At 44.4% G+C, this 18,993-nt stretch carries 13 protein-coding genes; 5 read left to right on the top strand and 8 right to left on the bottom strand.

What is annotated here, in order from left to right; genetic code table 11:
* From leuB to fabR, 3 genes are all read right to left on the bottom strand, one after another.
* Nucleotides 1–1,077 (bottom strand): 3-isopropylmalate dehydrogenase, encoded by a 1,077-nt coding sequence (gene leuB / locus EAG18_RS05085; protein WP_125251320.1) that lies wholly within the window; start codon nucleotides 1,075–1,077, stop codon nucleotides 1–3.
* Nucleotides 1,074–2,621, bottom strand: a complete 1,548-nt coding sequence (gene leuA, locus EAG18_RS05080; RefSeq protein WP_125251319.1) for a 2-isopropylmalate synthase — start codon at nucleotides 2,619–2,621, stop codon at nucleotides 1,074–1,076. The genes leuB and leuA overlap by 4 nt, the downstream gene beginning before the upstream one ends.
* A 377-nt stretch (nucleotides 2,622–2,998) precedes the next feature.
* Nucleotides 2,999–3,622, bottom strand: a complete 624-nt coding sequence (gene fabR / locus EAG18_RS05075; RefSeq protein WP_125251318.1) for an HTH-type transcriptional repressor FabR — start codon at nucleotides 3,620–3,622, stop codon at nucleotides 2,999–3,001.
* A 124-nt stretch (nucleotides 3,623–3,746) separates the two neighbouring features.
* Here fabR and EAG18_RS05070 point away from each other — a divergent pair, with 124 nt between their 5' ends.
* Both EAG18_RS05070 and sthA read left to right on the top strand, forming a co-directional pair.
* Nucleotides 3,747–4,874, top strand: a complete 1,128-nt coding sequence (locus EAG18_RS05070) for a fatty acid desaturase (RefSeq protein ID WP_125251317.1) — start codon at nucleotides 3,747–3,749, stop codon at nucleotides 4,872–4,874.
* Nucleotides 4,875–4,909: 35 nt separating this feature from the next.
* Nucleotides 4,910–6,346 (top strand): Si-specific NAD(P)(+) transhydrogenase, encoded by a 1,437-nt coding sequence (gene sthA / locus EAG18_RS05065; protein ID WP_125251316.1) that lies wholly within the window; start codon nucleotides 4,910–4,912, stop codon nucleotides 6,344–6,346.
* A 35-nt stretch (nucleotides 6,347–6,381) separates the two neighbouring features.
* Here the strand turns inward: sthA and EAG18_RS05060 are convergent, their stop codons facing one another.
* Complete coding sequence (locus tag EAG18_RS05060) at nucleotides 6,382–7,623, bottom strand: hypothetical protein (protein ID WP_125251315.1); 1,242 nt, start codon at nucleotides 7,621–7,623, stop codon at nucleotides 6,382–6,384.
* On the bottom strand, nucleotides 7,604–8,251 hold the full coding sequence (locus EAG18_RS05055; RefSeq protein WP_125251314.1) for a methylamine utilization protein: 648 nt from the start codon (nucleotides 8,249–8,251) through the stop codon (nucleotides 7,604–7,606). The genes EAG18_RS05060 and EAG18_RS05055 overlap by 20 nt, the downstream gene beginning before the upstream one ends.
* A gap of 191 nt (nucleotides 8,252–8,442) precedes the next feature.
* Here EAG18_RS05055 and EAG18_RS05050 point away from each other — a divergent pair, with 191 nt between their 5' ends.
* The gene (locus EAG18_RS05050) at nucleotides 8,443–10,485 is read left to right on the top strand and encodes a glycoside hydrolase family 97 protein (protein WP_125251313.1); all 2,043 of its coding nucleotides are present in this window, start codon (nucleotides 8,443–8,445) and stop codon (nucleotides 10,483–10,485) included.
* A gap of 55 nt (nucleotides 10,486–10,540) precedes the next feature.
* On the opposite strand, the gene EAG18_RS05045 is transcribed toward EAG18_RS05050, so the two are convergent.
* Nucleotides 10,541–11,953, bottom strand: a complete 1,413-nt coding sequence (locus tag EAG18_RS05045) for a glycosyl hydrolase family 18 protein (RefSeq protein ID WP_125251312.1) — start codon at nucleotides 11,951–11,953, stop codon at nucleotides 10,541–10,543.
* A gap of 239 nt (nucleotides 11,954–12,192) precedes the next feature.
* Here EAG18_RS05045 and EAG18_RS05040 point away from each other — a divergent pair, with 239 nt between their 5' ends.
* Entirely contained in the window at nucleotides 12,193–12,888 is a 696-nt protein-coding gene (locus EAG18_RS05040) for a S24 family peptidase (RefSeq protein WP_275557231.1), read from the top strand.
* 34 nt (nucleotides 12,889–12,922) lie between these two features.
* Here EAG18_RS05040 and EAG18_RS05035 read toward each other — a convergent pair whose 3' ends face one another.
* On the bottom strand, nucleotides 12,923–14,095 hold the full coding sequence (locus tag EAG18_RS05035) for an MFS transporter (protein ID WP_125251311.1): 1,173 nt from the start codon (nucleotides 14,093–14,095) through the stop codon (nucleotides 12,923–12,925).
* A gap of 79 nt (nucleotides 14,096–14,174) precedes the next feature.
* Between EAG18_RS05035 and EAG18_RS05030 the strand changes: the two genes are divergently transcribed.
* Nucleotides 14,175–14,987, top strand: coding sequence for a helix-turn-helix transcriptional regulator (locus EAG18_RS05030; protein ID WP_125251310.1), 813 nt, complete (start codon nucleotides 14,175–14,177; stop codon nucleotides 14,985–14,987).
* Nucleotides 14,988–15,098: 111 nt separating this feature from the next.
* Here EAG18_RS05030 and EAG18_RS05025 read toward each other — a convergent pair whose 3' ends face one another.
* Entirely contained in the window at nucleotides 15,099–17,993 is a 2,895-nt protein-coding gene (locus EAG18_RS05025) for a TonB-dependent receptor (protein ID WP_125251309.1), read from the bottom strand.
* Nucleotides 17,994–18,993: the final 1,000 nt, after the last annotated feature.

Genomic DNA, 18,993 nt, shown 5'->3' with positions numbered 1-18,993 from the left:
TTAGACCCTGTCGACGATCGCTTGTGCGACATCCATTGTAGTAAACCCACCTTGCGGGTAGATGTCAGGTGTGCCCACACCATCTTTCACAGCCTCTGCTACCGCCTTTTCAATTGCCCGCGCGGCTTCGTCCTGCGCCAAGGAATAACGCAGCATCAACGCAGCACTTAAGATTTGTGCAATAGGATTAGCCACGCCTTTACCGGCGATATCTGGCGCTGATCCACCCGCAGGTTCATATAAACCAAAGCCTGACTGGTTTAAACTGGCCGATGGTAACAGCCCCATGGAACCCGTGATCATTGCACATTCATCAGAAAGGATGTCACCGAACAGGTTATCGCACAATAGGACATCAAACTGACTAGGTTGCTTGACTAGCTGCATCGCAGCATTGTCGATATAAATGTGATCAAGCGCCACATCTGGGTATTCTTTCGCCACGTCATTGACCACTTCACGCCACAACACACTAGTTGCAAGTACATTCGCTTTATCCACTGACGTCACATGATTATTTCTGAGCCTTGCAGCATCAAACGCAAAACGGGCGATGCGTTCGATTTCTTTGCGCGAGTAGGTTTGCGTATCAAACGCTGATTCGTCTTCGCCTTTACCTTGGCGACCTTTGTCGCCAAAATAAATCCCGCCAGTAAGCTCACGGACGCATAAAATATCAAAACCTTGTTGGCTAATGTCACTGCGCAGTGGCGAGGCAGCGCTCAATGCGGGTAATAGCTGCGCAGGGCGCAGGTTACAAAAAAGCTGGAAGTGCTTTCTAAGCGGTAATAAAGATGCCCGTTCTGGCTGCTCATTCGGTGGCAGATGCTCCCACTTTGGCCCACCGACAGAACCAAATAAAATAGCATCAGCGGCTTCACATGCAGCTAATGTTGCTGCTGGTAAGGCTTCGCCAAACGCATCAATAGCCGCGCCACCAATCGCTTGCGCCGACTTATCTAAAGTAAAGTTGAACTTAGCCGCCACTTTATCCAATACTAGCTCAGCGGCTTGCATCACCTCTGGACCGATTCCATCACCTGCCAGTACTGCTACTTTATAGCTTGCTTGACTCATCCTGCTTTCCTTTGTTGTTTAAGACTTGACACTTTTTGTGCTCTATCGATTAGGTTATATACTCGGATCATCGCTCTTACTGATGCCTCTACGATGTCAGAAGCAAGCCCTACGCCGTGATACTGCTTACCATCAAATTTAGCAATGATATTCACTTGGCCTAGTGCACTGGCGCCCTGACTAGTTGCATCTAAGTTATATTCCACAACTTCAATCGCCATATTTGTGATCCGCTCAATAGCCAAAAATGCCGCTTCCACCGGACCATTACCTGTCGCCGCTTCTTGCTTGAGTTCCCCATTGATTGTGACTCCAACCGTGGCGCTGGCGATAGATTGCGAGTTAGATGAAGCGTTAACGAACTGCAATTGGTAGCGCTCATCTTTATCTTTGATCTGATTGAAGTAAATCATCGCTTCTAGGTCATAGTCATAAACCGTACCCTTTTGGTCAGCTAACGCTAAGAAGCTGTCATATAGGCTATCCATATCGTAGTCTGACTGTTGATAACCAAGTTCACTGAGGCGGTGTTCAATCACGTGACGACCCGAGCGAGACGTCATATTTAGCTGGTTACTCGGTACGCCTACCGTTTCAGGTGCCATGATTTCGTATGTATTTTGTGCTTTTAGCACGCCGTCTTGATGAATACCGGAGCTGTGTGCAAACGCATTTTCACCGACAATTGCTTTATTCGGTTGTACCGGCATATTGCAAATTTTAGCGACCTGACGTGATGCCCGGTAGATTTCTTCACTACGAATATCGGTATGAACTTTTAGGTGGTCTTGACGCATCTTCATGATCATCGCCACCTCTTCTAGTGAACAGTTCCCCGCACGCTCACCAATACCATTGATAGTACATTCAATTTGTCTTGCACCTGCTTGTACCGCAGCGATAGAGTTTGCTACCGCAAGCCCCAAATCGTTATGGCAATGTACACTTAACCTTGCTTTGTCTATGTTAGGTACATTATGGCGAATATGGTGGATCATCGCGGCATACTCATCGGGCGTCACGTAACCAACGGTATCAGGCAAGTTAATCGTAGAGGCGCCAGCATTTATTGCAGCTTCAACAATCCGACATAGATTTGGATAAGGGGTACGGCCAGCATCCTCACAAGAAAACTCAACATCATCGGTGTACTTTCTGGCCTGAGAAATGGCGTTAATCGCCATGTTAGTCGCGTCATCTAAGCTCATTCTTAACTTATGCTCTAGATGCAGTGGGCTGGTTGCAATAAACGTATGGATACGACGCTGCTCTGCGCCTTTTAAGGCTTCACCACAGGCGTCAATGTCTTTTGCCACAGCACGGGCTAGGCCGCAAATTGCAGGTCCTCTTACTTCTTTGGCGATGCGCTGCACGGCACGAAAATCCGCGGGGCTGGATACTGGAAAACCCACTTCCATCACATCCACATTGAGCCGACTAATGGTATGCGCCAGTTGTATTTTATCTTCTTCGGTTAAGCTGGCCTTTAGTGCCTGCTCACCATCCCTTAACGTTGTATCGAAAATCCAAACTTTATCTTGCATACCCTTATCCTCAGCCAAAAAAAACCCCGCAAGTGCGGGGTGTCTACAGTAAATGTCGCTCAATTCGCGCAATTACACCCCACCCCTGTGGTTTACCAGTAGGAGGTTAAGAAGGAGTGACAAACGCGCTGTTAGTTTCATTGAGCTAGGTGTTCCTGTTGATGAATTAGTTATGTTTTAACATGCTTCAAAAGTGACAATCAAGCATAAATTATCCATCAAAACTGACTTAAAAATATATAAAATAAAAATTCAAGTCTAAAAAAAGCATTTAATAGACAATATTTTTCAATTTAAGAGAGAAACACAGATAGTATATGAAATGAACAGGGTAATTTTGAATTTTAATTACAAGCAAAAAAATAGCCTATGCAAGGCTATTTTTTGGGCGGCTCTGGATGCTTCGCATATCCTGAAGCACCTTTTGCGATATACCTCAGTTGCCACTTCAGGCGCTCGGTAAGTTCTGCACGTTGTTGTGAGTCTTGATCTAAGGCCTCTGCACCTGAGCTAAATACCAAAGTGACCATAGCCTCAGCTTGCATATGAGCGTGATGCGCATCCACCCTAGTCTCAGTCTCTAAGTAATGTGCAAGCTCAAGTATAAAGTGCTTTATCTCTCGTGCCACCGCAGCACGGAATGCCGGTGAGGTGCCAGAGCGTTCACGTAGTAACAACCGGAACTGGTTACTCGACTGCTCAATAAACTCCATAAAAGTATAAACAGACGTATTAATAACGCTACCGCCTTTGGCAATGCGGCGTCTTGCCTGTCGCATTAATTGCCGCAGGGTTAAGCCAGCTTCATCCACCATAGTTAAGCCAAGCTCGTTCATATCTTTAAAGTGGCGGTAAAAAGAAGTAGGTGCGATACCAGCCTCTCTTGCAACCTCACGCAGGCTCAAATTAGAGAAACTATGCTCCGCACTCAGCTGGTTAAATGCCGCTTCGATAAGCGCTTGACGAGTCTTCTGTTTTTGTTGGGCACGGACACCTGTCATGGACTTTCCCCAATTCGCTTCGAAAATAAGAACAATAAAGCGCAGTCTAAACCTTGACGCAGCAAGAATGAAATACTATTTTAGCGTACAGTTGTACGCTGAAATAAGATTTTGAGACTGACTGATGAAAAAACCTCCCATTTTATGGACCAATGTGCTGTTTTTTAGCTTATCGTTTCTGGCAGCCGTTACTTTGGTTCCTTGGTATGGCTTCGAATACGGTTATACCACCAGCCACTGGCTAGCATTTATTGCCTGCATGTTCTACGCAGGCCTTTCAATTACAGCAGGTTATCACCGCTTGTGGGCACATAAAGCCTACGATGCACACCCTGTTATTCAAGTTATCTTTGCGCTAGGCGGTGCATTTGCGCTACAAAACAGCGCATTACACTGGAGTAGTGATCATCGAATTCATCACGGCCAAGTAGATGATCCCGTTAAAGACCCTTATGCCGCAACTCGAGGCTTTTGGTATAGCCATATTGGTTGGATGCTACGCGACTATCAAGGCGACAGCTATGGTGATTACAGCAACGCACGCGATTTACAGCGTAATCGGATTGTTATGTGGCAGCATAAACATTATATGAAATTGGTATTACTAACCAATATTGGTATTCCGCTCACGCTGGGCTTATTGCTAGGTAATGTTATCGGTATGCTGCTACTCGCAGGTGTGCTGAGATTAGTGCTTAGTCAACACTTTACCTTTTTTATCAATTCACTGGCACACATCTGGGGAAGCCGTCCATATACAGAGAAAAATACCGCAAGAGACAACGGCTTTTTAGCATTGTTTACTTATGGTGAGGGCTACCACAATTTTCACCATATTTTTGCAAGTGACTATCGTAACGGTATTCGCTGGTATCACTACGATCCGACTAAATGGCTGATCCGTACCTTTGCGGCGCTCGGGCTTGCCAGCAAGCTAAAACGAACGCCGATAGAGCGTATCGAGAAAGCCAAAGCAGAAACGCTGCTAAATAAAACGAAAGTTAGCCTCGCAAAATTGCCTTTAGCGCAAGATAAGCTTACATTGTTACAACAAGAGTATGATTTGCTTCTGAAAAAGCTTCAAAACTACTGTGCGGTGCAAAAGCAAGTACTTGAAGCAAAGAAAGCAGCCGTACGTGCACAATGCGAACACTCCGCATTAATGCAACAATATAAAGAGTTAGAACAAGCTTGGGAAAGTCAAAAACAAGCTTGGATTGCACTGAACTCGAGGCTTCTGAAAACGGCATAACACTCAGCGGCCTCAACAATGATAAGGGTGAGGCCGTGAGCAAAAAAGCCACAGAAAAAACAAAAAGTATTCCAGATTCCTATCAATATGACGCCATAATTATAGGCACAGGCCCAGGTGGCGAGGGCGCCGCCATGAACCTCTCAAAAAGTGGCAAAAAAGTCGCGGTCATCGAGCGTCAACATGCTGTTGGTGGCGGCTGTGTTCACTGGGGCACTATTCCTTCCAAGGCACTGCGCCACTCCGTCAGCCGCCTGATTGAATACAAAGCTAATCCCTTATACCGTTTTACCGAGCGTCCGCAGCGCCATACGTTTCAAGACATATTGCACCATGCGAGTGATGTCATTTCCAAGCAATCCACGCTGCGCTCAAGCTTTTATGGCCGTAATCGTATTCATTTATTCCAAGGTGACGCCAGCTTTATCGATGCCCACACGGTTCAAGTTCTGCACCAAGATGGCTCACAGGAACTCTTAACCGCTCATACCATTGTCATCGCGACAGGTTCGCGGCCATATCGCCCACCAGGCGTAGACTTCACCCACCCTAGAGTGTATGACAGCGATACTATTTTAAGTTTAGAGCACAACCCGCAGCGCGTATTGATCTATGGCGCTGGCGTCATCGGTTGTGAATATGCCTCGATTTTTAAAGGGCTTGGGGCAAAGGTAGATCTGATAAATACCCGCGACCGCCTTTTGGCCTTTATGGATGCAGAGATTTCAGATGCGCTAAGCTATCACTTCTGGAATAACGGTATTGTTATTCGACACAACGAAGAATTTGCCAAAGTAGAAACCCATGAGAAAGGCGTGATTGTTCACCTGCAATCCGGAAAAAAGGTTCGGGCAGATTGTATCTTATGGGCCAATGGTCGCTCAGGAAACACTGAGACGCTAAACCTAGAAAGCGTTGGATTGAAGGCAGATAGCCGTGGACAACTCAAAGTCAATGAACATTACCAAACAGAAGTCGATAATATTTTTGCAGTGGGTGATGTGATTGGTTATCCAAGCCTAGCCAGTGCCGCGTTTGACCAAGGGCGTATTGCTGCCAATGCGATTGTGCATGGAGCGTGCGATGACCGTTTGATCACTGATATTCCAACGGGCATATATACTATTCCAGAAATGAGCTCAGTAGGTAAAACAGAGCAAGAGCTAACTGCTGCACGCATTCCTTATGAAGTAGGTCGTGCACAATTTAAACACCTAGCGCGCGCCCAGATAACAGGCACTGAAGTGGGTAGTTTAAAAATTTTATTCCATGCTGAGAGCAAAGAAATACTCGGCATCCACTGCTTTGGTGAGCGCGCTTCTGAAATTATTCATATCGGCCAAGCGATTATGGAACAAAAGGGTGCAGGCAATAACATAGAGTATTTTATCAACACCACATTTAACTACCCAACCATGGCGGAAGCCTATCGTGTTGCGGCGCTAAATGGGATCAACCGCCTGCTAGATTAGTTAAAACAAGCGTGACGTCTAGCACATCACGCTTTTTATAAGCTAAAACGATACTCAGCGCTGAGCCGCCAGACACTATCTGTTTGTTTGGGTTTACCATTAAAGGCTTCTCGATTCGCAACGGTAGTGGTGAGCCCTAGCCATTCCGCTCCTACTATCCAATTTGAATGCAACTGATATTTTGCAGTTATAGTGAAACCATGGCCATGACTTTGGTTTGGATCGAACTGCCAGTCATCTTTATCGATAACCTTAAATTGCTCTGCTCGCACACTAAAGCGCCACGCGTTACGCTTATGAGTCAATAACAGAAACCAACTATTGAAGTCATTATCGACACCGCGATTAGTCCCCATCGCAGTATTGCCAGCCATTCCTTGGAACAGCAGCTGTGTTTGTGTTGATAACTTATAGCGCCAAGCGGCGCTTATAAACTTGGTATCCCACGCATATTGGCCTGTGCGATAATTAATTTTGCTCGGATCACCATTATTATCGTACCAATACACATTGACCGCGCTACGAGCCGAGAAGTCATGATGATACCCAAAGTAGTATCCAAAACGACCATCTATTTCTGTGAAAGGCTCAACATATTGCGCTTGATGCTGTAACTGCGGCGTATTTAACGACGCAACGGCGGCAAAGGGTATGCTTTCATTAAATACCGACTGCCTATCATGAACTGTAAACCCTCGCCATGCTAACAAAGTACCTGCGGGATCATTGCCCTTAAAGATCCCAGCAACCCCTTTATACCCCTTACCTCTGCTGCGACGAGTTGATGGCTGCTCCACGGCTATTTCTGAACCGAATACACGCACCTCTTCCCCAATCCAAGCATTAATTGCTGAATACTGGTAATGGTAAGGAGATGACCAGCCAATATCTGGGTTTTCAATGGAAAAACTGGGATAGAAACCACCTGTACGCACTATCAACCGGCGACCATTTTTGGGAAGGGTGCGATACTGTAAATATAACTCGGTAAATCCGAGCTTATCATCTGGATCTGGTACGTATTGCATTACGCCATGTAAAGACCAAGCACTGTCAAAATCAACGCGCCAATCCACTACCCCGCGACTCAACACCAAATCTGACTCGGCTTGACCGAAGCGAGTTACCCCCCAACCTGGTTGATACCAAGCTTTACGGTTGTCATCGTGCTGCCAGGTAGCCTGTAACTGGCCATGTCCAGACACTTCGACTGCATTAGTTTGCCCAATGGCAAATAATGCTAGCATAGGGCTTAATTTAGTAATCATCGAAGCCATCAGAAAAGTCCTGTAGTGGAGCAATCAACGTTTGTTTTAATTGATACGTTATTGAACTGGTGTTACTCAAGCCAGAGAGCTGGTGCTGCTCAACTTGCTCTAGGTTTTCAAACCGTTCGTGCCACACATGTAGCTGTAACGCGCCTGCTTGCACCACATCTAGATCCAGAGTGACATAACCATTACTATCAGTTACGGCAAATAAAGGACTGTCTACAACCACGATATACCCTAACATCCAGTCATGAATATTACAGCCAAGTTCGACAATCCCTGTCTTATCAAAAAGTACCTTTTTTGGGTCGTCACGATAGAGCTTCAGCTCAAAGGGCTTGGCTGGTGAGAAAGAGTACACATGATGCAAAATAGAATCTAAATTAGGAAACGAGACCTGAGCCCCTGTTGGTACCATTAGAATATGCGGCACAAATGACTTATCTTTTTGCTCCATCTTGAAACCATTTTCCGGTGCCAAGTGCGCGACGCCTTCACCTTCAAGCCATACGGCTGCATTCGCTAGCGGCTGCTTATCATTGTCTAACACTTGTATTTCCAGCGCACCAACAGCGCTTGATTGTAATGCGACTAGTGCGATGGCAAGACATCGCAGCAAAGTTAGGTTTTGCATAAGCGGTTTGTCCTATCCTTATTTTATTTTGTACTTATCTTCAGTAGACCGAGCGGAATAAATATTACATTCATCGCATTTACTGGATGAATACGTATGCAGCTTTTACGTGAACTTTAGCATACAACAGTAAGCTTAGCTTATACGCAAAAGAACACGAATAGACGTGTCGACAACAAAAAGGAAACGCTATGCGCCCCCTATCAGTTTCACTCATTGGCTTAAGCTTTTTTACCAGCACAAGCTTCGCCACATCATTAGCAGTCAGCTCGCCCGATGGCAATATTACTTTTACTTTAAATGACGATAAGCGCCAACCTACCTACCAAATAAGCTTTAACAACAAAACCATTATTGCTCCCTCTAAACTTGGTTTTGACTTTGCGAAGGCTGCATCTATGCGTGATGGGTTGACTATCACCACGCATCACCGTAGCAGTGTCGATAGTAGCTGGGAGCAGCCTTGGGGTGAGGCTCGCGTGATCCAAGACCAGCATAATGAGCTGGCGGTCACATTTGCCAAACAGACCGACCAATCACCGCAATATACTGTACGCGTCAAGGTGTTTGATGATGGTGTCGGCTTTCGCTATGAGGTTGCTCAAAACCAAGCCCTTTATATTACCAAAGAGCTCACCGAGTTTACCTTTGCCAGCAGCGATAAGATTACCGCATGGTGGATCCCAGCACGTGGATGGAATCGCTATGAATATGTATACAACACCACACCTCTGCACGATGCTGCTCATGTGCACACCCCATTTACCTTAAAGAACCAAGATGGTGTGCATATCAGTGTACACGAAGCCGCCCTTATAGATTATGCGGGTATGACATTAAATCAACGCCGTCCCGGCACATTTATAGCTGATTTAACTCCTTGGTCAGATGGGATTGCAGTTAAGACCAATGGCAAGTTCAACACATCTTGGCGCACGCTTCAAATAGGAGATGAGGCTAAAGATTTGCTCAACTCCCACTTGATTTTAAACCTCAATGAGCCAAACAAACTAGGCGATGTTTCTTGGGTTGAACCGGGTAAATACATCGGTATTTGGTGGGAAATGCACATAAATAAAAACACTTGGGGAAGTGGAGAAAAGCATGGTGCAACGACTGAGCGCACTAAAGCATACCTAACCTTTGCAGCCGATAATGGCTTTGATGGTGTATTAGTTGAAGGCTGGAACACTGGCTGGGATGGTGACTGGTTCTTCAACGGCGATGTTTTTAGCTTTACCGAAGCCTACCCTGATTTCAACATAGACGAAATAGCCAAGCATGGCGAAACTGTCGGCGCTCGCTTAATTGGCCATCACGAGACTTCAGGCAATGTTAGTAACTATCGAAATCAAATGGAAGAGGCCTTTGCACTCTACGAAAAAGCCGGTGTACGTCAGGTAAAAACGGGCTATGTTGCAGATGGCGGCAACATCAAACGCATTGATGCCAAGGGCAATGCCAGATTCGAGTGGCATGATGGCCAATTTATGGCAAATGAGTACCTAGACAACATAAAACTGGCGGCCAAACATAAAATCAGCATTAACACCCATGAGCCTATCAAGGACACAGGGCTGCGCCGCACCTATCCAAACTGGATTTCTCGAGAAGGCGCCAGAGGACAAGAGTTTAACGCATGGGGTACGCCACCAAACCCACCTGAACATGTGCCAATGCTTGCTTTTACCCGCATGTTAGCAGGCCCTATGGACTTTACTCCGGGTATTTTTGACATGGGCTTTAATGGCCTTGGTGATAAAACTAACCGCCCACAAACCACCCTAGCTAAGCAATTAGCGCTTTATGTTGTACTTTATAGCCCAATTCAAATGGCGGCCGATTTACCAGAAAATTACCTCGCTAAGCCAGATGCCTTTCAATTTATAAAAGATGTACCGACTGATTGGGAACACAGTATCGCACTTGCGGGAGAAGTGGGTGATTATGTTGTCTTTGCCAGAAAGGAACGTAAACATAAACAATACAGCGGTAACGACTGGTTCTTAGGCGCAGTGACGGATGAAGAAGCAAGAGACATTTCTATTACTTTAGACTTCCTCGAACCAGGTAAAACCTTCGAAGCACAAATTTACGCAGACGGTGACAAAGCTGAATGGAAGCACAATCCGTATGAAATGAACATTTACCGTAAAAAAGTAACCAGTACTGACAAGCTGATGTTAAAACTGGCAGCCGGTGGTGGGGTTGCGATCCGCTTTAAAGCACTATAAACAACCGGTGGTCACCCTCTATAGGGCGACCACCATTTTAAATTACCGCTGAGTATTACTGACACTGATAGCTAGGGGTTAACCCTTTAGCTATTTCCCACTTCGCCGTTAGCAATGATGCAGGACCGTTGCTATCGTGCGAGAGCTCCCAATTCATAATGCCGCCAGCATTGAGCTTAGCGTACTGCGTTTTTGCACGGATCGTCGGGATACCATTATAGTAGCTGCTGCCATCACTATCACGACACGCATTGGCTGGGTTTTCTTGCAGTAAGGTGCGGTATGCCTTCCAAGTAGGTCTTGCATAAAATGGTACACCTAATACCGTTTTTTCCTTGCTCAAACCACGACCTTGCCAATAAGCAATAGAATCTTTGGCATATTGCATAGAAGCATGATCGCCATTGTTCGCGTCATACGCCATCAAATTTAAAAAGTCGATATCTTGGAATACAGATTCCAACACGCCACTACCAGTGTACCCAAGCGCCACCACTGCGGCTGTCAAAAATTTACCTCTGGCACGCAACTCAACGCTTAGCGCCTTCATCAGTAACGCATAATTATTTGCCGAAGCTCCAGGATCTGGATACTCCCAGTCCATATCAACCCCATCAAGATTGTGCTGCTCAACAAACGCAATAACCTCTTGGACAAAACGCGCTCGACCTTGCTCCGAGCTAGCAAATGTCTCAAACGCACTATCGTCACCGCCATTCCAGCCACCAATGGCAATCCCTACCTTCACATTATTGGCATGAGCTGAATTTACTAGCGCTGTCATTTTGCTTAAATTTTCGAGCGGTCTTAGTGTGCCATCAGCATTAGGAAGTAAAAATGAGTAATTGATATGGGTGAGCTTATCAAGTTGAATGTCGCTCACGGAGCCTTGCCAACTTGGGAAGTAGCCGACAATTTTAAAATTAGGATCGCCAGGAGGTGTATCATCAGAAACTACACTAAAGCTCACAGAACTCGACTCACCTCTCGCCCCGGATGTATCAGTGGCATAGACGGTTAACGCACGAGCACCAAGCCCCTGCGCTTGCCACATGACCTCATAGGGTGGAGTGCTATCAGACGCCACAAGCGTACCATCAAGATAAAACTCAACATTATCAATGGTAGTATTTTGCGGATGACTTACTGTTGCAGCAAGACTAACGGGCGAACCAACCACAACGCGTGCATTGCTGCTCGGAGAAGTAACCGACACAATGGGAAGTGGCGTAGTCGCATCACAGCGTCCGTTTGCTTGCCAGACTCCGTAAGTTTCAGAATGCTGTGCTGGATTTTGGTTTTGTGTCCACCATTTAGCTGTGTATTTGGAAGACTGATAAGTGACAGCATCTCCACCGGTATAGACCTGCTGTGGTTGCCATTGCGTTAAGTTGCTACAGTCCACAGCTAATGCAACTTCCATCGCACCTAAGAGCGGAAGTGCTATCAATAGATTTGTATATTTCATTACCTTTTTCCATGTTGTATGTCGGCTAAAGCAAGCCATGCCGAGTTTAAATAAATGTTAACTTGCGATTCTAGACTATCAGCATGGATAAATTTCGTACAACACGCGGTGCTACGACCTTAGTCTAATACAATGATAAAGCGTCTTACTTTCTATTCCATTCGTGTATTTGCAGTGGAGCACGTTTATAATATGTGCAATTGATGCTCGTAGGCTGTACAGATAAGACAGAGCTCAGTATGCTTGCAAGTTTAGGCGCTGAAAAAGAGAATAACACTGAAATGAGTACGGCATTTTCGAGACGATTTGTAACTTTAGTGGAGCAGTTTGCAGGCGGCAATAAACGTCAATTTGCCCAACTAACAGGTAAATCCCCTTCCCATATTTACCGTATTTGTCGCGGCTTGAGCCGCCCATCTATGATTTATCTTGAACATCTTTATAATCTCTTTGCCGTTGACTTAAATTGGCTACTGACAGGAGAGCAACCTCTCGATAAGCCACAAGGCCAGCTCCAAGATGAACTTACACTCATTCCAAAACTCGACATTGAGGCCAGTGCAGGTATGGGTAGTGTAATTGGTCATGAGGAAGTCACCGAGCAATTTGCACTCAACCGTCGTTGGCTAAACTCCCATCTTGGCGTGTACTCAGATAAACTCGCCTTTGTCTCTATCCGTGGTGATAGTATGCAGCCTACATTATTAGACGGCGATATGGTACTTGTGGATTTATCACAACATCAGCCTAGTAAAGATGCCGTTTATATCGTACAAACGCAAGACGGCCTAATGGCAAAACGCGTGCAACAGAGACAGAACCGAATCCAGGTGATCAGCGACAACCCTGACTACCCGAGCTGGGAGATCACCGCTGACAATGCCGATAGTCACGGCATTGCAGGACGTGTTGTTTGGTGTGGTCGCAGTATATAAGTCACACCCTACTTTACAGTGTGATGCACCAACATCACACTGACTTAGCCAGCGTTTCCTGTCCCTTGTGTGTATTCACAAATTGGCTTAGCACTAACGAACATACAGCCAGTGCAGCCCCAAAGTAAAATACCAAGGATTGATCGTACAGCCATACCACCCCAAAACTTGCAGGGATCACCACCGCAGCAATATGGTTAATGGTAAAGCTAACACCAGCTGTTGCCGCGATATCTTCTGGTCGAGCAATTTTTTGGAAATAAGTTTTAAGTGCAATCGCCATCGCAAAAAATAAATGATCAATCACATAAAGTGCCGCTGCAAAGCTTGCTGACTCTACTAATGCGTAGCCGATAAACACAGCAATCAGCCCAACATATTCTATTGTCAGGGTTTTACGCTCACCTATATGCCCAATCATTTTACCAATCTTGGGAGCGACAAATATGTTTATCAAATGATTCAACATGTAAAGCGCGGTGATCTGTGCAACATCAAAACCAAACTTTTCTACCATTAAGAAACCCGCAAACACCATAAATATTTGTCTTCTCGCGCCTGAGAAGAAAATCAAGGCGTAATATAGGCTGTACTCTTTCCTTAAAATCAGCTTCTTATGCTGCCTGGTGTGTATTTCAAACGTCGGAAATCCAATAAACATAAGTAACACAATAATAAAACCAATACCGCCAATTAGTAGATACATCCACTGATAGTCCGCAGAGAAGTAGCTAAAACCCAACCATATTATCGCGTAGGTGATTAAAGAGGCGATGGATTTAATCGAGAGCAAGATACCCAGTTTTGCCGGTGCCTCATCTTTATTAAACCATTGTAAACTGAGCGATTGATTCAGCGTCTCGAAATAGTGAAAGCCTATCGACATTAACACTGTGGTCGCATACAAACCGTATATAGTTGGCAACAACCCCGTAATGGCGACGCCAAGCGACAACAAACATAAGCTGATCAGTGCAAAGGTTTGCTCCTTTAACACCAATAAAACAAATACCGCTGTAAACGCTAAAAACCCGGGGATCTCACGCAGGGATTGCAACATTCCCATATTAGCGCCATTAAAGTTGGCCGCTTCAATCGCAAAGTTATTGAGCATGGCCATCCAACCTGCGAACGTAACGGCCATAACAACGGTTGCGAGCACTAAGAAATTAAAAGGACTTTGCCATCCTTGAGAAGCATTCTTCATGATTATCTCCACATAAAGCACAACTATTAAAAGTTATGGCTATAATATGGCCATATGTTAATTTCTGATATACACAATTATGCCAAGTTCTTTATCAAAGCAGACAATCTCCCCTTGGCGTATTCAGCCAAAGTCGAAGCGCTTTTTAAAACCTGCACTTGGTCGACCAATTCTTCCTAGGGCAGTAAAAAAAGCTGAATGGGAACATGTCCAACAACATCAACATGATTGGGGCCAGCTTGCATATACCAGTAATGGCGTGATCACTATTGTGACCCCAGAGGGCACATTTGTGATCCCTCCTGACCAAGCTTTGTGGCTCCCCCCAGGCCTGCCACATGAGACATATTGTCGCTACGGTGGAGACTTTCGTAGTGTGTATATTGATACTAAATATACTGAGTTACTGGGAAATAAAGCCAAGTTGATTGTTGTCGATGAACTACTAAAACAATTTATTTTGGAGATCTGTACTTGGCAGGAAGATTACCACCTAGATGAAAAAACAGAGCGATTTATAACGGTCTTTATTGATAGGCTAACATCAGCTGCAACTTGCCACTTTTTTATCCCAAGCGCACAAGATGCTCGAATCTTACCCATTGTAACCGAGCTGCATACTAACCCAGGATGTAAAGTAAGTTTGGAGGAATGGAGTGGTCAAGTGGGCGCATCCACTCGTACACTAAACCGCTTATTCCACAAGTGCTTTATGATGGGCTTTAGTGACTGGCGCCAAAAATTAAGGGCAATCAAAGCAATCGAATTGTTAAAAGGCGGATATTCTCAGCAACAAGCAGCACAGTATTTAGGTTTTGACTCAACCGCGGCATTTAGCAGTGCGTTTAAGAAGGTATTTGGAAAACCACCAGGGCAATATCTAAAAAAGTGACCGAGTAGCCTCTGTACGTTTTGATAGTTGAGTAAAAGCAAAAGGGTATACAACTGCATACCCTTCAAAGTTGTCACTCTAGAGCTATTCTTAACACTCTAAGATTTACATCTAAAATTGATAAGTAAAGGCACCGTAATACATCCGCCCGATATTGTCATAACTTGCACTACTTGCACCTGTGCCTGTAGTGTAGCCTGGTAGATCTCTATCAAACACGTTATCAACGCCAAGTTCCAACGTAATGCCATTGTCGAAACGATAGCCACCACGTATATCAGTAATAAAGTAGCTGCCATAGCTCATAATGTTACTAGGATCTGGGTTTTTATTTAGAGACTTATCGGTATATAGGCTAACTTCATCTAAGTAACGCGTTTTCGAGCTAAAGTGCCAGTTATTGACCTTATAGCCAAGTGATACCATAGCTTGCCATTCTGCTTCACCTGTTGTCCCAGCGTACTCTTCAGAGTCTGATAAGTCAGACTGGAAAGGAAATTCTTCACGACTCTTCAGATAGGTTCCTATTAGGCTGGAAGTCATACGACCTTCGAATAAATCAAAGTCATAGCCAATCTCAAAATCTATTCCTTCTGCGTTCTGTTTAGCAACGTTTTGCGTAATTGAACGAATACCGGTTAACTCTCCGTCCGCATCTCGTGTCACCAACGCACAGAACTGGTTATCAATACCACTTAACGAATCAACACATTTATCAAGAATGTCCTGGCCTGAGATATTATTAATTGCATCTTCAATCTCAATTTCCCAGTAGTCAAGCGTTATAGAAAGACCCGATATTGCTTCTGGTGTATATACTACACCAAATGTAAGGCTATCAGATTCTTCTTCTTTAAGGTCTGGGTTGCCACCAAGTACGCCAGGTATAGAAGAAACCGTCGCTATTGCATCAAAATCTTCTGGGATACCAAGCGCGTCACAGTTTGCTCTGCGGTTAGCATCTTGAACTTCACCACGCTTACAGGGATCAGTGATACTTCTAAAAAAGTTCTCACTTTGAGGCCCGTATAGTTCCGAAATATTTGGTGCTCGCATCGCTCTAGACTTAGTGGTTCGAACTCGTAACTCATCTGTTACCGTCCAGTTTAAACCCGTTTTCCAGCTTACGGTATCTCCGATAGTTGAATAATCAGCATAACGTACAGCGACATCTAATGATAAATCCTGCACTAACATCATGTCGGCAAGTAATGGGACAGAAATTTCAGAAAAGGCTTCTCTTACACTGAAGTCTCCATGCTCTTCTTGGATTGCATTCAAGAATGTTGCACCCGTTGCAGCAAAGGCATCAGGTAAGGAATCACTTTCTTCTTTTCGATACTCAAGACCAAATGATACGCCCACATAACCTGCTGGTAATTCAAATAGTCCGCTATTACTGATATTGGCATTCAATACTGTTTGCTTAATCTCAGACTTACTGACACTTGTTGTATTGAACCAAGCTGCGGCTTCATCACTTACTGCACCATAACCAAACATACTTGTTGGTACACATCCTGCCGCGCGAGCTTGCTCATCACGACAAACAATATCACCATTGTCTAATCGAATAGCATCAGCTGACTGCTTAATACGTGCTTTAATCGTATTACCTGCATTGGTCTGCGTGATCTCTGTCTTACCATACACAGCTGACGCTTCAAAATCCCAGTCTTCAGCTACAACTCCGCTCAGCCCTGCAACAAAACGTGTTGTCTCACGCTCATTCAGTTCATAGCGACGACCAGCATCTTCCATGAAACGGTGCATATTAAATTCATCGACGCCATTTCTATCCATTAGCTGTGCTAGAGACTCATGTATATAAGCATTATCTCTTTTGATCACAAATGCGCCTGTACCACGGCTGTCACCATATTCAAAATACGACGGCTGACCAATAGAATCCGCCTCTGATTTTGTATACTTTGCAGAGGCGTATACATTTAAATCTGACGTAATATCGTAGTTAGCTTTAATATTTACGTTTGTATTTTCAAACGTTGGCTGTAATTCTCGATAACGGGTTAGGTCAAGGATATCACAGTCGCCAGAACAAATTGCCCAGTCATTTTCATAGGTTGTACCTAGTTTTTGTGGTCTAACACTGCCGTCTGGGTTAAAGGTATACCAAACTAACTCGCCATTTTCCTGCTGATAAAAGTTACCATTTACGGAGTCATCATAATAACCGGCATTAGTGATTGTTAACCTATCAGCTATCCCATCATGAATATAGTTACCATCTTCGCCAGCGATGTCACCATCATTTGGGTTAGTGATTGAGCTAATCAGCCTATTAGTTTGAGCGCGGTCGGTAGCATTCATACCATCTTGGCTCACATGAGATACTGAAATACCGACATTACCCTTACCGCCATCAAAGTCTAGGCCGTAAGAAAGGCTGAACTTTTCATTTTCATACGGCCCTTCCGCAGCAGTACCTTTAGACACACTTAAGTCAAAACCTTGAATGTCTTTTTTCAAAATGAAGTTAACTACACCTGTTACCGCATCAGCACCGTATACAGCTGACGCACCACCCGTGATAATTTCAACACGCTCGATCCAGTTTGAAGGAATATTATTAACATCAACAGATGCAGAACCCGGACTACTTGACACATGGCGCTTACCATCAACCAACACCAATGTTCTTGCAGTGCCCATACCTCGTAGGTCAAGTAAACTCAGACCTGCGGTACCAATACTTCTTCCAGCATTCGCAAGAGAGTAGGTGTTTGCTAACGCTGGCATATCATTTAATGCTTCACCGATGCTTGTTACACCGCTAGCTAACAAAGCCTCTCCACTGATAACTGTCACTGGAGCTGGGGCGATCGCGCCCTCTCTTAAAATGCGAGAACCTGTTACTTGGATTTTTTCTACTTCATCAACTCCGGAGCTTTGTTCAGCAAGCACATTCATTGAGGTTGACGCAATGGCACAACTTACGGCAAAAAACACAGGAGTTCGTTTTGTTATTAGGTTTGTTATATTCATTTATGACCTTATTCTTTTTTATATACTTCGTTCCCGATAAAGCAACAACATAAACTATTTCTTTACGAGGAAAAGATCAAGATTTTTTATAAAAAATATGAATTTTTTTATTTTTAATAAAACAACAACAGATTTATAACATCAGAAAGAGAGGTGAAAAATGCAACAAATTGAAATTTATTAATAACATTTTTTATCAAAAAAGGGTTAGGAACTGTAATCAACTTAGAGCTTTCAGTCTGATTATTCTTGCTTATTTGAGCCTATTAATCAAATAGCTACTCCATTTCCCGATCAACCCGTTTTGAACCGCTACGAAGCTGGTTATATCAATTATCATAATTAATTTGCTAATTTGAAGCGAGAAAATCTCTTATTTAGATTTTCTAAATAAGAGCCCTTTAACGCAGTTAACGTCTGATTTAYTCCTCCAAATTGAACAAATATTAAGGCTAATTGGTATTACAGCAATGTTCGAGTTTAAAAACTACGAAGCCCTCAGCTCATTGAGATGAGCGCATGTAGGATATCTTTGTTCTTTTTGTTTGAAACCCAACAGCTCGGCGGGTAAACCGCCTCCTACCAGTGCTGCACTTTGTTGATRTYGTGGTGGGAGCGAGTTTACCTCGCGATGTTACATAGCAGACTGTTTTATTCTTTTTGTTTGGCAAACCCAACAGCTCGGCGGGTAAACCRCCTCCTACMAGYGCTGCACTTTGKTGRTGTYGTGGTGGGAGCGAGTTTACCTCGCGATGTTACRWAGTAGGATGTTTTATTCTTTTTGTTTGAGAGACCCAACAGCTCGGCGGGTAAATCGCCTCCTACCAGTCCAGTGCTGCACTTTGTTGATATTGTGGTGGGAGCGAGTTTACCTCGCGAGGTGTTGATTACTTTTCGAGGTGTCGATTATCTTGTGAGGCTTTCTTTTCAAATCCCACATAGCAAAAAACCCGCTGCATTGCTGTAAAGGGTTTCTCTAATAAGGCCCTGACTCGCTACG

Origin of the sequence: Pseudoalteromonas sp. J010, from assembly GCF_003934235.1 — a bacterium.
Classification (GTDB): domain Bacteria; phylum Pseudomonadota; class Gammaproteobacteria; order Enterobacterales; family Alteromonadaceae; genus Pseudoalteromonas; species Pseudoalteromonas peptidolytica.
The sequence above is the reverse complement of the archived record's forward strand: the minus strand, read 5'-3'. Positions and strand labels throughout refer to the sequence as shown.

Excerpts from the sequence above, each read along its gene's own strand:
- EAG18_RS05050 (WP_125251313.1), top strand. The coding sequence starts at position 8,443 with ATGCGCCCCCTATCAGTTTCACTCATTGGCTTAAGCTTTTTTACCAGC.
- EAG18_RS05070 (WP_125251317.1), top strand. The coding sequence starts at position 3,747 with ATGAAAAAACCTCCCATTTTATGGACCAATGTGCTGTTTTTTAGCTTA.
- EAG18_RS05030 (WP_125251310.1), top strand. The coding sequence starts at position 14,175 with ATGCCAAGTTCTTTATCAAAGCAGACAATCTCCCCTTGGCGTATTCAG.
- EAG18_RS05055 (WP_125251314.1), bottom strand. The coding sequence starts at position 8,251 with ATGCAAAACCTAACTTTGCTGCGATGTCTTGCCATCGCACTAGTCGCA.
- EAG18_RS05040 (WP_275557231.1), top strand. The coding sequence starts at position 12,193 with ATGCTTGCAAGTTTAGGCGCTGAAAAAGAGAATAACACTGAAATGAGT.
- leuA (WP_125251319.1), bottom strand. The coding sequence starts at position 2,621 with ATGCAAGATAAAGTTTGGATTTTCGATACAACGTTAAGGGATGGTGAG.
- leuB (WP_125251320.1), bottom strand. The coding sequence starts at position 1,077 with ATGAGTCAAGCAAGCTATAAAGTAGCAGTACTGGCAGGTGATGGAATC.
- EAG18_RS05060 (WP_125251315.1), bottom strand. The coding sequence starts at position 7,623 with ATGGCTTCGATGATTACTAAATTAAGCCCTATGCTAGCATTATTTGCC.
- EAG18_RS05045 (WP_125251312.1), bottom strand. The coding sequence starts at position 11,953 with ATGAAATATACAAATCTATTGATAGCACTTCCGCTCTTAGGTGCGATG.
- EAG18_RS05025 (WP_125251309.1), bottom strand. The coding sequence starts at position 17,993 with ATGAATATAACAAACCTAATAACAAAACGAACTCCTGTGTTTTTTGCC.
- EAG18_RS05035 (WP_125251311.1), bottom strand. The coding sequence starts at position 14,095 with ATGAAGAATGCTTCTCAAGGATGGCAAAGTCCTTTTAATTTCTTAGTG.
- fabR (WP_125251318.1), bottom strand. The coding sequence starts at position 3,622 with ATGACAGGTGTCCGTGCCCAACAAAAACAGAAGACTCGTCAAGCGCTT.